Below are 14,229 nucleotides of genomic sequence, written 5' to 3' on the forward strand. Positions count from 1 at the left end.
CGGCCGAGGTCGTCAAGGCACAGCCGAACCAGGTCTGGTCACAACGTTGAGCGGAGGTGACCCGCGAACCTCGATCTCGCCGGGTACCTCCGCTCACCAGCCCGACCGGCACCCGCGAACCCCAGGACGACAGACGCTCGCCCCTCAGTCTGCGATGGTCGCCGTTCGCAATTTCCGGCCCAGTGCGGGGTCGAGGTAGCGGCCGTGCCCGTAGTCGCCGAGCAGGGTGGTGCGTTGCGCACGGCGGCGCACGTCCAGCGGCACACCAGCCGCACAGTGGATCACGCGCCAGTTGTCCCACACGAGGACGTCGTCCTCGCTCCACTTGTGGAAGTAGGCGTAGCGCTCGTCCACCAGATGGTCTGCCAGCTGGTGAAGCAGGGCGTCGCTTTGCGCCGCGCCGAGGCCGAGCACGCGGTTGGCGTGCAGGGGTGACAGCTTGAGCACCTTGCGTCCCGTCTCCGGGTGGGTGATGACCAGCGGGTGCACCACCGGTGGGAAGTTGTACTTGTGGAGTTCCGCGATGCTCTCCGGATCGTTCTTGAGGTTCACCAGGTCGGTCGGGAAGCCGTAGGGGTTCTTGTCCATCTCCGGCGAGAAGTCGTAGACCACCTCGAGGTGCTCGATGCGCTCCTGCAGCTGCACCGGCAGCCGTTCCCACGCAGCGATGCCGTCGATGAAGCCCGTTTCGCCGGCCGTCGCCGCCGGCTCGATCATGCGCAGTGCGGCGCCGCGCGCGATGACCGGCATGAAGGACTGGTCCCAGTGCCAGCCCAGCCAGCCGGCGCGGTCGACGCCGTTGACGCGCACCATTCCGCCGGGCCCTTTGCCGTTCTCGGGGTCGTACTTCAGCTCCATCAGGTAGGGATTGCCGTCGACGTTGAGATCGGGCGTCGCCGAGGACTCGAGCTGGCCGAAGCAGCGGCTGAGTCGCAGGTGCGCCTCCGCCGACCGGCAGCCGCGGAACAGCAGGATGCCGCCTCGGATCCAGGCCTCCAGCAGCGCCTGGCGCGTCGACTCGTCGAAATCTCGCTCGTGGTCGAGGTTGCCGACTTCCAGACCGATGTGCGGTGAAAGTGGTGCGGTGGTGATGGACATGGCGTTCTCCGCTCGAACGGTGATCGGTCACCGCGACGGGTGATCGCGGTGACACGGGACTCGCCGAACTTCCTGGGAGGCAGGGAAGTTCGCGAGGTACATCGCACTGCGAAGAAGGCGGGCCGCAGAAGGCCTCACGGAGCATCGTGCACGAACATGCGTTGTTCTTGTGCCCGTCAGGTCAGCCGAGGCCGTTCGACAGCTCACGGGAAGCTGTGGAAGATCCCGTCCGGGCTGGAGTGGGCGGTCGCCGACCAGTCCTCGAAGTCCATGTTCCCCAGCACCACGTTGCAGTGCAGGCCGGATGCCTCGCGCGGCACGATTCTGCACTGCCGCCTGATCGCGTCGGAGTGGTGAGAGGGTTCGTCGTCTTGATCATCAGCTACCAGATTCAGTGCGAGCAGAGGGAGATGCGGCGATCGCATGGTCTCCTCGTCCGCGATGAACACGACCGGCGCGTGTTCATCGCTCGCAGACAGCGCTTCTCGCACGTCGTCGGCCGACATTCCCCGCAGTCGCGGGTCGTCCACGGCGAACGTGGTCGACTGGAAGTCCTCGTCGTCCTCTTCGTCACCCCACGGCTTCAGCGACTCCGCGAGAACGGCCTGCCACGCGGTGTCGTCGCCGAAGTGCGTGCGGACGAGGAGCTTGTCGAACTCGTCGCGCTCCCGCGCTGACCCGGAAAAGGATTCCATCCCTCGAACACTCATGACCGAGGACGTTATCCGAGACCTGGGATCGCAGGACGGAAGAATGACAACGAGGGCAGCCAACTCTGCTCTGCAGGGTATTTCTTCACTGTGGTGAGGGATTTCAGCGAGGCACGCGGAAGGCCCGCACCGGCGACCTCACGAGCCACACCACCGCACAGGCTCCGCCCACCGCGGCAATGGTGAGAGCGGTGGTCAGACTGGTCAGGGTCGCCACCACGCCGCCCAGCAGGGCACCGGCCGGGCGGGCTCCGAAGCTGACCGTCATGAACGCTCCGCGCACCCTGGCCCGCACGTCGTCCGGCACCATCGCGGTGAACATCGTGCCGACGCTGATGTCCTGGACGACGCCGCCGAAGCCCGCGACCAGCGACGCAACGAGCACCGCCGTCAGGGTGCCGATCAACGGTGTCGCGGCGAGCGGCACCGTGGACAGCAGGACGCCGGCGCACAGCGCGCCGCCCAGCCCGATCCTGGCCGCGACGGGAGAGGTGGCCACCGAGCCGAGCACGCCTCCGACCGCGGCCAGGCCGCTGGCGAGGCCGATCATCGCCGGGCTCAGGTGCAACTGCTCGGTCAGGAACAGCACGACCAGGGCGCTGAACATCATCTCGAAGGTGTTGGTCGTCGCGGTGACCGCCACCAGTGTGCGGATCTGCGAGTGGTGGGCGATGAACCGCAGGCCTTCGGCGACACCGCCGTCACCGCGCCGATCCTCGCGGACGGGCCGCCGCCGCACCCGTGTCCGGCTCAGGAGCCCGGCCGACGTGATGAACGAGATGGCGTCGAGGAGCAGGGTCACGGGCGCGGACACGAGCGAGACGAGAAGTCCGCCGGCGGTGGACCCCGCGACGGAGGCTGTCGAACCGGCGCCGTGGATCAGCGACTGCCCGGCGACGTACTGGTCCGGGCTGACCAGGTCCGCGAAGAGGGTGTTCTCGTGCACCGCGTACAGGGTCGAGAAGACGCCGAGGAGGAACACCGTGGCGAGCAGCTGGACCAGGGTGAGGGCGTCGAAGTACCAGGCAGCCCAGACTCCCACGAGCAACGCGGCGCGCACGACGTCGGCCGTGATCATCGCAGCCTTCCCGCGCCCGGTGCGGTCGGCCAGCGCGCCCATGTGCGCGGAGAGGAGCAGGCTCGGCAGCCACATCGCGGCGGACAGGAGACCCATCTCCAGCGCGCTCGCGTTCAACGTGAGCGTGGCCGCCAGGGGGATGGCGACGAAGGAGACACCGTTGCCGGCGGTGGACACACCGGTCGCGACCCAGAAGCGCCGGAAATCGATGACCTTGAGCAGGGCTGGCATCACGGGCGCGCTGACTCCGAATCGGCGGTTCGACGTGGGTTGGGACGCGGTCGCCGTCATCCGGCGAAACCGCGTCCCAACGCACGGGTCGTGAATTCACTCGATCTGCCTGATGATTGTCCGAATCGGGATGCGTCGCTGTGAGCGCTGGGAGATCCCGTTCGGCAGATCAGGATTCAATTCCGGTGAGAGTGATTCACCAGGACGGCGGGTAGTTGCGCACAGTTCACCTCCCCCAGGATTTCGTCTTGATCGCATGTTATCCAGGCTCGTGAGCCGATCAAGGCGATCCGCTGTGTCAAGGTGCGATAGGGCAGGCCGATGTGCACCGTCGCCACGAATCCGTGCGATGAATCCCCGAACCGCTACCAGGTGACAGTGAACTCGTGCCCGCCGGGAAGGTGAGCCGGCGTTCCGGCCGCGCCAGGTCCTGGCCGAGGCCGTCCGATGTGGACGATGCCAGGGTCACTCCCGGAGGTGGACGCTGATCGCGCCCGCCGGGCACAGAACGGCCGCCTCGACGGCCCGCTCCTGTGCGGCGGCGGACGAGGGCACCGGGTCGACGAGAGCGACCACGCCGTCCTCGTCCCGCTGGGTGAACACGTCCTCGGCGGTGAGGACGCACTGGCCTGAGGCACAGCACCGGTCCTGGTCGATCTCGATGTGCATGGAGCTCTCCTCGGAAGCCGCGCGGTCGGTCAGCGGCGGGTGGCGGTCATCAGGAGCTTGCGGGGACGCAGCGTGGCGGCCGTGTCCGGCCGCACGGTCCCGCCGGGGACGGAGCTCAGGCGCCACCGAGCGACGACGGTGGCGACGGCGAGGGTGACTTGAGCGGGACCCAGTCCGTCACCGATGCACATGCGCGGCCCGGCGGAGAAGGGGATGTAGGCCGTGTTCTTGCGGTCCGTCGGATCGGTGGTCTTCCACCGGCCGGGGTCGAAGGCGTCCGGGGCCGGGTAGAGGTCGGCGCGGTGGTGGATGAGGTACGGGCTGATCGCGACGGTCGTCCCGGCGGGGATCGCGTGTCCGCCAAGCGTGGTGTCGGTGGTGGCGTGACGCGTCATGAACCAGGCGGACGGGTAGAGCCGCACGGTTTCGCTGACGACCCGGCCGGTGAGGTCCAGGTCCGGCAGGTGGGAGAAGTCCGCGGGGCCGCCGGCGAGGACGGCGTCGACCTCGGCCTGGACCTGCCGCTCGATCTCGGGGTGCTCGGCCAGGAGGTGCAGCGCCCAGGCCACTGTGGCCGCGGTCGTCTCCGAGCCCGCGAAGAGGAAGGACAGGATCTGGTCGCGGACCTCGCCGTCGGACAGCCCGGCGGTAGGCGCCTCGCCCGGTTGCTCGGTGTCGAGGGTGCTGAGGATGACGGACAGCAGGTCGTCGTGGTCGGGACCGGTTCTGCGCTGGGCGATGATGGTGTCGACCGTCCGGTGCAGCCTGGCGATGTGCCTTTCGTAGCGCCGGTTTCCCGAGGTGCGCAGGCGGGTGAGCGCGGGAGGCAGGACAGTGCGCCGGAACATGCCGCGCACCATGACCGTGAAGTCCTCGATCAGCTCCTGCACGGTTTCGCGCGGCAGCGTGTCGGAGAACAGCATCTCCACGACGGAGTCCAGCAGGGCCGCGAGCATCTGCGCCGTGACGTCGAGGACCTCGCCGTCCTTCCAGCGACCACTGGCCGCGGCGACGTGGGCGGCGGTGGTGTTGGCGTAGCCGGGAACCTTGCTGTGGTGGAACGCGGGCTGGGTCAGGCGCCGGAGCCTGCGGTGCTGACTGCGCGGGCACACGATCAGGCCGTCACCGACCATCTCCCTCGCCCGGTCGACCAGGGCACCGCCTTTGTCGTAGGTGCGGTCGTCGAGGGTGACCTGCCGGGTCAGGTCCGGATCGCAGACCACCACGGCGGAGAAGGGGCCGAGGCGGATGCGCACCAGGTCTCCGTGCGGCGGCAGGGTGGTGAGGAAGCCGAACGGATCGCGCAACAGCGAGAGGGCGTGGCCGAGCAGCGGCAGTGCCGCCGGGCTGGGCAACTGGTCGAGTGTCGTGTTTCTCATCGCGGACGGTCCTGGGTGTCTGTCGCGGCGGGTCGTGGCCGCGATCGTGGGTGGAGTGCCGTGAAGGCGTGGACGACCGGGGCGAGCCGGTCGGGTGTGGTGCCGTGCAGGACCAGTTCGTCCGCGCCGGCGTCGAGGTAGTCCCGCAGCCGGGCGGCGCAGGCCTGCGGGCTGCCGATCGCTGTGGAGTCGGCGAGCCAGGTCTCCGGGATCAGTCCGGCGGCCTCGGCGAGGTCGGCGGGATCGAGAACGGCGTCGGCGTAGGTGTCGCCGAGCCGGCTGATGTTCGGGTGTTCGCGCAACCGCCACAACGCCTCCAGGTCCCAGCCGTTGATGCGGACCAGCCGCTCTCCCCCGACCGGGGCCTGGAGGTACGTGGCCGCCCTGCCCGCGAGGACGGCTCTGGCCTCGGGTGTGGGGTCGGCCGCGGTGAGGACGGTGGCGTAGACGCGCACGGCGTCAGGGTTGCGACCGCACGCCCTCGCGGTCCGGCGGACCTGGTCCGAGATCCGGGCAATCGCTTGCGGGGTCGTGAACGCGGGCAGCAGCACGCCGTCGAAGTGCTCTCCGGCCAGCCGCAGGGACTGCTCTCCGATTCCGCCCAGGACGACGGGAGGTGGCGGCGTGGCGGGGAGTTCCCGCAACCGCAGGCTCGGGAAGTCGCCCGCCGGGCCGCGGTAGGACACCTCTTCGCCGTTCCACAGGCGGCGCAACATGGTCACGGTGTCGACGACCATCCGCGCCGTGGCGGTGGGCGGCACACCGAGCCCGGACAGCCAGCTGCCGCCGCGGCCGAGCCCGAGCACGAACCGGCCCGCGGTCAACGACTGCAGCGTGGCCGCGAGGGACGCCAGTTGCAGGGGGTGCCGGGTCTGGAACGGGACGACGCCCGCGGCGACACCGGGAGTCGTGGTGCTGGCGGCCAGTGCGCCCCCGAGCGCGCCGAGATCCTTCGTGCCGAACTTCTCGGAGATCCACAGCGTGCTGAGCCCGAGCGCTTCGGCGGCCTGTGCCTGTGCGATTCCCGCGCGCGCATCAGGCACACGGCCCGACAGGACGTAGGCCCCCAAGGGCAACCGGGTGTCGTTCACGGCATCCCACCACTCTGCACCGCGAGCAGGGCCTTGAGGCAGAGCGCGGTGGTGACCGCGCGGCTTCCCCACACCCTGGCGTGGTTGTCCAGCCAGGGCACGGCTTCCCACGACCCGTCGGGGAACTGGCTGCCGGCCAGCAGGTCGCAGTCCTCAGTGGACACCGCACGGCCGGCGGTCGTCAGCGCCAGCATCGCCAGGGCCCGGTTCAGGGGATCCGGCGCGGGTGCCTGTGCGAGGAACCGGGTGGCCCGCGCGATCTCGTCCTCGTGCCCGCCCACGGCGACGAGGTGACGTACGGCGGCGTAGGTGCTGTAGCAGGTTCCGACGTACCACGACGCTCGCCAGAAACCCATGGGCTGCTGCTGCTCGAGCAACCAGCGGGTGGCCGGGCCGACGAGTGGGCTCAGTGCCGAGACTCCCAGCTTCCGCTCGTGCAGGAGGGTGGCGTGAGCGAGGTTCGCGACCACGTCGGGATCGCGGCCGGTGTCGTCCCTGCCCCGGCCCCAGACGCGGTTGGCCGCCGCGCGGTCGTCCGGGACGTCGAGCAACCAGGTGTTGACCACGCCGTCGTCCCAAGCGTTGCGCGCCGCGAAGGCGGTGGCGGTCCGCACGTCGGCGTTGTCAGCGCGACCCGTTCGGAGGAGGACGCGCAGCACCTGGGCCAGGGTGTCGGCGTCGTGCGGCAGTGGTTCGAAGCCGGGGAAGTACCGCCAGGACACGCCGTCGCGCTGGGAGAGCAGCCAGGCGGCGTTGTCGTCGGCGAGCCGCCCGCACTCGTGATGGCCGGCGTCCGCGGCGTCGAGTAGCGCCTCGGTGATGGTGGCGACGTGGTACACCGCGCCCACACAACGGAACTCGGCGAACGTCCCGGCGTTGTCGTCGGACCTGGATCGCCCGTAGAGCTCGGTGAACTTCTTGGTGGAGTAGGAACCCATGACGTGCGCGGCGTCCGGATAGGACAGCTCGTGCTGTCCGGCCAGGTACTCCAGCGCCCGCTTGACGGTCACGTCCACAGCGGAGGAGCTCATCGGATCACGGCTTCCGGCGAACGCGACCCCGCGCGGGAACGCACGCCCAGCGAGATGGGCCCCGGCATCGGGATGAGCGTCGTGACGATCCGGACCGGCTCGTCCGACACGGAGACCAGGGTGTGCCGCTGGGCCAGGGTGGCGAGGAAGACGGCCGCCTCGGTGTGCGAGAACGCTCCGCCGATGCACCCGCGCGGACCGGCGCCGAAAGGCAAGTAGGCGTGTGGTGGCATCGTCCTCGCGCGGTCCGGCAGCCAGCGGTCGGGGTCGAAGCGCTCCGGATCGGGGAACAGCGCGGGGTCGCGGTGCAGCGCGAAGATCGAGAACAGCACCATCGCATCGGCCGGAATCCGGTACCCGCCGAGGTCGACGTCCTCGAGCGGGCGGCGCATCAGCATCCACGTCGTCGGGTAGAGGCGCAGGGTCTCCTTGACGACGCGGTGGGTGAACTGCAGCCGCCCCAGGTCTTCGTACCGCACCGGACGCCCCTGCAGCACCTCGTCGACCTCGGCCTGCACCGCGCGCTGCACGTCCGGGTGCGTGGCGAGGAGATAGGCGGCCCAGGCCATCGCGGCCGACGTGGTCTCGCTACCGGCGATGATCATGCTGGTGACCTCGTCGTAGACCTGCTCGTCCGACATGGTCTCGCCGGTGTCCGGGTCTGCGGCCTGCAGCAAGGACGTCAGCAGGTCCGGGTGCTGCCCGAGGTCGAGGCGGTGTTCGCGGATCAACCGGTGGATCACGGACCGGAACCGCGGCAGCGCGCGGTCGAACGCCCGGTTGGTCGGGGTCGGCAACCGGTCCAGGAAGTCGAACGGCGCGAGGGCGCGCTGACCGAGACCCCGCAGCAGCACGGGCAGCGTCTCGTGGACCTCGGCCGCGGTGGCCGGGTCGAGGTCCGTGGAGAACAGGACTCGCGTGACGATGCCGAGGGCAAGCGGGAAGGTGGCCTGGTCCATCCGGACCACGTCCCCGTCCGCCCACGCGGTCACCAGTTCGTCGACCTGCTCCCTCATCGTCCGCGTGTAGCCGGCGATCTCGGAGGCCCGCACGGCCGGCTGGATGAGCCGGCGCTGCCGGGTGTGGAAGTCGCCCTCCGACGTGAAGAGGCCGTTGCGCGCCAGGATCCGCGCCTTCTCGAACATCACTCCTTTGTGGAACTTGTCGGCCTCCGTCACCAGCATCTGCCGGATCAGCTCCGGGTGGTTCACGACGTACACCGTGCGCGGGCCGAGCTTGAACGTGGCCACGTCACCACTGCGGCGGATCTCCTGGACGAACCCCAGCGGATCGCGGCGGAGGTGAATCGCGCTGCCGATCAGGGGAACACGCGAGCGCATGGCCCGCGGCACGCGGTGCGGTGCTGTCATCGCGACGAGCTCCCCTTCTCCAGCCGGACGGGGAGCCCGGTGACACTGCGGATGAACGACGTGCGTCCCCACGTCACCGGACCGTCCACCTGGAGCCCGGGCAGGCGCTCACGGAGCAGGCCGAGCACCACCTCGATCTCCATCGAGGCCAGATGGGCGCCGACGCAACGGTGGATTCCCGTGCCGTAGGCGAGAGCGGCGGAGTCACGCCGGCCGGACGACGGGTCGAAACGCGACGGGTCGAACGTCCCCGGATCCCGGAACGCCCGTGGATCGTGGTTGGCACCGATGATCAGCCCGTAGACGCGGGTTCCCGCGGGCAGGACCTCTCCCCCGAACTCGACGTCGCGCACGGCCACCCGCGGGATCGGGCTGTACATCGCCGGCGACTCGAACCGCAGCAGCTCCTCTACGTACGCCGCCACCGCGGCGGGAGATCCGGCGAGGCGTTCCGCGTCGTCGCGGTGAACCAGCGTGCGCCACAACGCCAGCGCGATGACGGAGGCCATGGTGGTCACGCCACCGGCCAGCAGGGTGAACACCATGGCGATGACGTCGTTCTGCGAGAGGCCGCCCTCGTCGTCCTCCACGTCGGCCAGCGCCGTGATCAGGTCGGTGCCACCGCCGCCGCGCCGGCGGGCCACCAGGTCGATCACGAAGGCGTCGAGCTCCGCGCTGCTCTGGTCCGCTTGGGACAGTCGTTCCGCGGTGATCGTCGGATCGAACGCCTGCTCGATGTTCCACACGCACGAGTTCAGCCAGGAGACGTCTTCCTGGGAGAGGTCCAGCAGCAGGCTCATCATGTGCGTCGGCAGGGCGTTCGCCAGTCGGCGGTGCAGGTCGACCACCTGCCCGGTGGAGAGCTCTTCTGCGAGTTCCCCGACGATGCCCGTCACGATCGCCCGCGTCCGCTCCCGCAGGGCGTCCACTCGCGCGGGCGTGAAGTAGCGCAGGTAGATCTGGTTGAGCCGGGTGTGCTCGGGCGGGTTCCGCAGGCCGATGGTGTCCGCGAGCCGGCGCACGCTCGCGTGCAGTTCGAGAGCCCCGGGCTGGATGCCTGCCGCCAGCACCTGGATGTCCTCGGTGGACGCCCGGAGGAGCCGGGAGACGTCCTCGTAACGGCTGACCAGGCATCTGCCGTCCGCCGTCCGGTACACCGGGGCGTTCTCCCGCAGCCAGGTGGCCAGGGGCAACGGATTCGCCAGCACCACCGGGTCGGCCAACATGGCGAACACGTCCGACGAAGCCAGCGCCGCCGGCAAGTCCCCGTCGGCGGTGGCCGGCGCGGCGATGTGTGATTCGGCTGTCCTGCTCATCGTTGTCTCACCGTTCTCACGTGCACGGCGACGCGGCTATCCGCGCCGGAGGAAACGGGCGTCGTAGTGGGCGGTGGGCGGTGGAGTCCGCATCACGCCGGGAGGAGCCGCCATCACCAGGGGGATGGCCTGGACGATCGGCCCCGCCGCCGCGGCGTAGACGATCGGGGTGTCCGGGCTGTCCGGGTACCGGTCCAGCCCGTCGTGCACCGACGCCTTCAGGTCCACCGTCACGTGCAGAGACGGCCGGCCTTCGATCTTCACCTCGATGTACTCGGCGGCGACCGCGTCGGCGGGCCGCTGCTCGGCCCCGACGTAGTAGAGCCCCTCCACGGAGATGAACACCTCGTCGCCGCTGTAACCGTCGTAGCGCAACGCGACGCTGGCGCAGGTGCCCTCCTCGACCGTCATCGACGCCAGCTTCACCGGGCGCACGGCCGGGCCGAGGTGGCTGCTGAACTCGATCCGGTCGAGCGGCTTTCCGAGCAGGTCCGCGGTGACCCGCATGGACGGTTCGAGGTACTGCCCCACCCACGACCGCAGGTGATCGCTCAGCTTCGTGTCGAGCGGCTTCCCGTACCCCATCAGCTCGAGCGCCATCTCGCCCGCTTCGTCGATCGCCATGACGTCGCGCACCAGGATGTTCTCGATGTGCGAGCAGGCACCGCTGAGCGTCTGCACGAGCTGCTCGACGTTGAACGAGGGGTTCACGCCGGTGCAGTAGAGCGTGGCGTCCCCGGCCACCGCGTGGCTCTGGAAGCGTTCGATCGCACCGTCCTCACGCAGGTGGAGGCCGCCGTAGGCGTGCGCGGTGATCACGTTGCACCCCACGTCCAGCAGCTGCAGCAGGTCGTCGTCCGCCTTGCCCGCACCCATGTCCATGTTGGTGTGGATCACCAGGTCGGGGCGTGCGGCGAGCATCTCCGCCCGGTCCGTGGTGACCCTGACACCCAGCGGCCCGACGCCGGCCAGCTCGCCGGCGTCGCGACCGGCCTTGTCCTCGCTGTAGGCGAGCACCGACACGAGCTCGACAGACTCCAGGCCCACCATCGCGCGGATCACCTCGCAACCGAGGCGTCCCGGACCCCAGACAGCCACTCTGCAACGCTCAACGGGTTCCATCAGACTGCTTTCCTTTCGCTTCGAGGCGTCGTTCACATGAACCTGTCGGTCACCTGGAAGACCAGTTCCCGCAACGCCCCACGCGGTTGCGCCGGGAACGCGCCGCACTCCAGAACGGCGAGCGCCTGGTCGCGGCGGTCCAGGATCATCTGTTCCACCGCGGCCACCGCGCCGGTCTCCCTGACGATTCGACGAACGGTGGCGACACCCTCGTCGTCAACGGTTTCGTTGCCCACCAACGCACACAGTTGACGGCGCTGTCGTGGTGTCGCCGAACTCAGGGCGCAGGACATGAGCACGGTCGCCTTGCCCTCGCGCAGGTCGTCGGTGGCCGATTTGCCCGTGCGGCGGGGGTCACCGAACAGACCGAGCAGGTCGTCCCGCAGTTGGAACGCCTCTCCCAGGGGCACCGCGTAGTCACTGCACGCGGCGACGGTGGACGCGGGGGCGTTCGCCAGGGTCGCGCCGAGCCGCAGGGGGTAGTCGATCGTGTACGTGGCGGTCTTGAAGCGAATGGTCTCCAACACCGATTCGACGTTCTCGCCGGCCGAGCCGGTGGCCCGGAGATCGCGGAACTGACCGGCCACCAGCTCCTCCCGCATCGTCGAGACCAGGTCCAGGACCGCGGGGGCGTGGACGTGTCCGGCGAGCGAGTCCAGGAGCAGTTCGCCCGACCAGACCAGGGCGAGGTCGCCGACGAGGATGGCGGAGTTGGTCCCGTAGCGCTGCCGTCTTGCCTCCGGGAGAGCTGCCGGAGCGTCGGCGGTGAGCAGGCGGTGCACGGTGGGCCGGCCGCGCCGCATGGGCGACTCGTCCATGATGTCGTCGTGAATGAGGGCGAAGGCGTGGAACAACTCCAGCGCCGCCCCCAGCCGGTGGACGGCCTGCGGCGCTGCTTCTGGTGACCCCAGGCTCCACCCGATCGAGCAGAACAACGGCCTGAGGCGTTTGCCGCCTTCGAGGAACTGCTGGATCATCTCGGCGAAGAAGGCTGTTTCAGAACATCGCGAGCCCTGCTTCTTCCTCGCCAGGAAGCGCCGGAGTTCGCCGTCCACCGCTTCTCGCACGCGGGCGTCGTCAGCGGAGGCGGTCGCGGTGAGCTTCTGCGTGATCATTCGGCTCCATCCGCTTCGGTGAGGGACGACGTCCCGAATGGACGTTCGGCTGGGCGAGGGAGAACGTAGGGCGGTGGTGTCGGCCTCTGCCGGGAAATCCGCCCCGACTGGGCGCGGGTGCCCGTAAAAGTGCCCGCCGGGCCACAGTTCGGCCGTTCAGGTCCGGAATGTTCAGCCGACGTCGATCGTCGGCGAGTACAGGTCGATCCAGTGGTAGAGGTCGAGCACCCGCTCCAGCGCCATGCGCCCCAGCACGTCGAGGTGCAGCGGGTCGCGGGCGCACACGTCCCGCAGCCACGCCTCCTCCACGACCGCGAACAGCCGACTGTCCCGCTGCGCCAGCACTTCCCTGGCCTGCTGGTGCACCGCGACGACGTAAGCGGAGTCCTGTGTGGATGGATACGGGCTCTTGACGCGGTCGCGCACGGAGGCCGGCAGAACGTGGCGGCCGGCTCGGCGCAGGATGCTCTTCTCCCTGCCGTCGAAGGTCTTCAGCGCCCAGGGTGTGTTGTAGAGGTACTCGACGAGCCGGTGGTCGCAGAACGGGACGCGGACCTCCAGTCCCACCGCCATCGACGCACGGTCCTTGCGGTCCAGCAGCAGCTGCAGAAACCGGGTCAGGTGCAGATGCCCGACCGTGCGCATCTTCGCCTCGGCCTCGGTTTCGTCGTCGAGGTGTTCCACGGCCGCCACCGCCGTGCGGTACTGATCCGCGACGTACGTGGCGACGTCGAGCTCGGCCCTGAGCTCCCGGGTCAGGTGGGCGTCGCCGCCGCTCATGATCGGGTTGCGGAACGCCAGCCACGGGAAGGTGCCGGAGTTCACGGTCTGCTCGTCGTGCATCCAGCGGTAGCCGCCGAAGACCTCGTCGGCCGCCTCCCCCGACAACGCCACCGTGAACTCCTCCCGCACGGCCTGGAACAGGCGGTAGAGCGAGGTGTCCATGTCGCCCTGGCCCTGCGGGATGCCACGCGCGGTCAGCAGCGCTCGGCGGATCACCGGATCGCTGACGTCCGCCGGGGACAACAGCACGCCGCGGTGGTCGGCTCCCACAAGATCGGCCATGTCGCGGATGTAGGGCGCGTCCGGGGTTCCGCGCACCCCGTCGTCCTCGAAGTTCTCCTCCTGGCCCACGAAGTCCACTGAGAACGTGTTCACGCGGTCGGTCTCGCGGGCGGCGAGACCGACCAGGACACCGGAGTCGAGGCCGCCGGAGAGCAGCATGCACTGCGGCACGTCGGCGACCATCTGCCGCCGCACGACGTCGGACAGCAGGTCGCGGACGCGATCGACGGTCGTGAGCCGGTCGTCGGTGTGCGGTGCGGCCGAGAGCTTCCAGTAGGTCCTGGTCGTCAGACCGGCGGGCGACACCCGCGCGATCTCGCCCGGCAAAAGCTCACGCATCCCCTTCCACAACGCCCAGCCCGGCTGTTTGGTGTAGGCGAACAACTCCCGGAGACCATCCGCGTCGACAACGCGTTGTGCCAGCGGGTTGGCGAGGATCGCCTGTGGTTCCGAACCGAACAGCACGCCGTCCCGAGTCGGGTAGTAGTAAAGCGGCTTGATCCCGAGGCGGTCGCGTGCCAGCAGAAGGGACCTCGTCCGCTCATCCCAGATCGCGAAGGCGAACATGCCGTTGAGGTGGTCCACCACCGCGTCACCCCACTGCAGATAACCGTGCAGCACCACTTCGGTGTCGCACTGAGTCCGCCAGACGTGGCCGAGCCCGGAAAGCCGCCGTCGGAGTTCGGCGGTGTTGTAGATCTCGCCGCTGTAGACCAGGCAGACGTCACCCGCCGCCGTCCGCACGTTCATCGGCTGCGCGCCGCCCTCGGGGTCGACGACCGCCAGCCTGTGATGCCCCAGCGCGACCTCCTTTCGCAGCCAGAGACCGCTGTCGTCGGGGCCGCGGCGACTCATGGTGGCCGTCATGGCCTCGGCGGTCTCCTCGGCCGTGCGCACATCGGAATCGAACGAGACCCATCCCGCGATGCCGCACATCGATCCTCCAACCGGACC

General features: G+C 69.4%; 12 protein-coding genes. All 12 read right to left on the reverse strand.

Annotated features, from left to right (window positions below):
• Positions 1-144: 144 nt before the first annotated feature.
• On the reverse strand, positions 145-1,098 hold the full coding sequence (locus SK854_RS04510) for a TauD/TfdA dioxygenase family protein (protein WP_319973662.1): 954 nt from the start codon (positions 1,096-1,098) through the stop codon (positions 145-147).
• A 203-nt stretch (positions 1,099-1,301) separates the two neighbouring features.
• Positions 1,302-1,808, reverse strand: coding sequence for a DUF6924 domain-containing protein (locus tag SK854_RS04515; RefSeq protein ID WP_319973663.1), 507 nt, complete (start codon positions 1,806-1,808; stop codon positions 1,302-1,304).
• 103 nt (positions 1,809-1,911) lie between these two features.
• Positions 1,912-3,117 carry an MFS transporter gene (locus tag SK854_RS04520; protein WP_319973664.1) on the reverse strand — a complete coding sequence of 402 codons (1,206 nt, stop codon included), beginning with the start codon at positions 3,115-3,117 and terminating at the stop codon, positions 1,912-1,914.
• Positions 3,118-3,582: 465 nt separating this feature from the next.
• Entirely contained in the window at positions 3,583-3,786 is a 204-nt protein-coding gene (locus SK854_RS04525; RefSeq protein WP_319973665.1) for a ferredoxin, read from the reverse strand.
• A gap of 29 nt (positions 3,787-3,815) precedes the next feature.
• Positions 3,816-5,165 (reverse strand): cytochrome P450, encoded by a 1,350-nt coding sequence (locus SK854_RS04530; protein ID WP_319973666.1) that lies wholly within the window; start codon positions 5,163-5,165, stop codon positions 3,816-3,818.
• A complete protein-coding gene (locus tag SK854_RS04535; RefSeq protein WP_319973667.1) occupies positions 5,162-6,256 on the reverse strand; it encodes a TIGR03857 family LLM class F420-dependent oxidoreductase in 1,095 nt (364 codons plus the stop codon). Before SK854_RS04535 ends, SK854_RS04530 begins: the two co-directional genes overlap by 4 nt.
• A complete protein-coding gene (locus SK854_RS04540) occupies positions 6,253-7,287 on the reverse strand; it encodes a hypothetical protein (RefSeq protein ID WP_319973668.1) in 1,035 nt (344 codons plus the stop codon). The genes SK854_RS04535 and SK854_RS04540 overlap by 4 nt, the downstream gene beginning before the upstream one ends.
• On the reverse strand, positions 7,284-8,657 hold the full coding sequence (locus tag SK854_RS04545; RefSeq protein WP_319973669.1) for a cytochrome P450: 1,374 nt from the start codon (positions 8,655-8,657) through the stop codon (positions 7,284-7,286). Before SK854_RS04545 ends, SK854_RS04540 begins: the two co-directional genes overlap by 4 nt.
• Entirely contained in the window at positions 8,654-9,973 is a 1,320-nt protein-coding gene (locus tag SK854_RS04550) for a cytochrome P450 (protein ID WP_319973670.1), read from the reverse strand. The genes SK854_RS04545 and SK854_RS04550 overlap by 4 nt, the downstream gene beginning before the upstream one ends.
• 36 nt (positions 9,974-10,009) lie before the next feature.
• A complete protein-coding gene (locus SK854_RS04555) occupies positions 10,010-11,071 on the reverse strand; it encodes a hypothetical protein (RefSeq protein WP_319973671.1) in 1,062 nt (353 codons plus the stop codon).
• Positions 11,072-11,127: 56 nt separating this feature from the next.
• Positions 11,128-12,210: a polyprenyl synthetase family protein gene (locus tag SK854_RS04560; RefSeq protein WP_319973672.1), complete on the reverse strand. Its 1,083-nt coding sequence runs from the start codon at positions 12,208-12,210 to the stop codon at positions 11,128-11,130.
• A gap of 171 nt (positions 12,211-12,381) precedes the next feature.
• Positions 12,382-14,211, reverse strand: a complete 1,830-nt coding sequence (gene asnB / locus SK854_RS04565) for an asparagine synthase (glutamine-hydrolyzing) (RefSeq protein ID WP_319973673.1) — start codon at positions 14,209-14,211, stop codon at positions 12,382-12,384.
• Positions 14,212-14,229 lie beyond the last annotated feature (18 nt).

This window comes from Lentzea sokolovensis, from assembly GCF_033949975.1.
GTDB lineage: Bacteria > Actinomycetota > Actinomycetes > Mycobacteriales > Pseudonocardiaceae > Lentzea > Lentzea sokolovensis.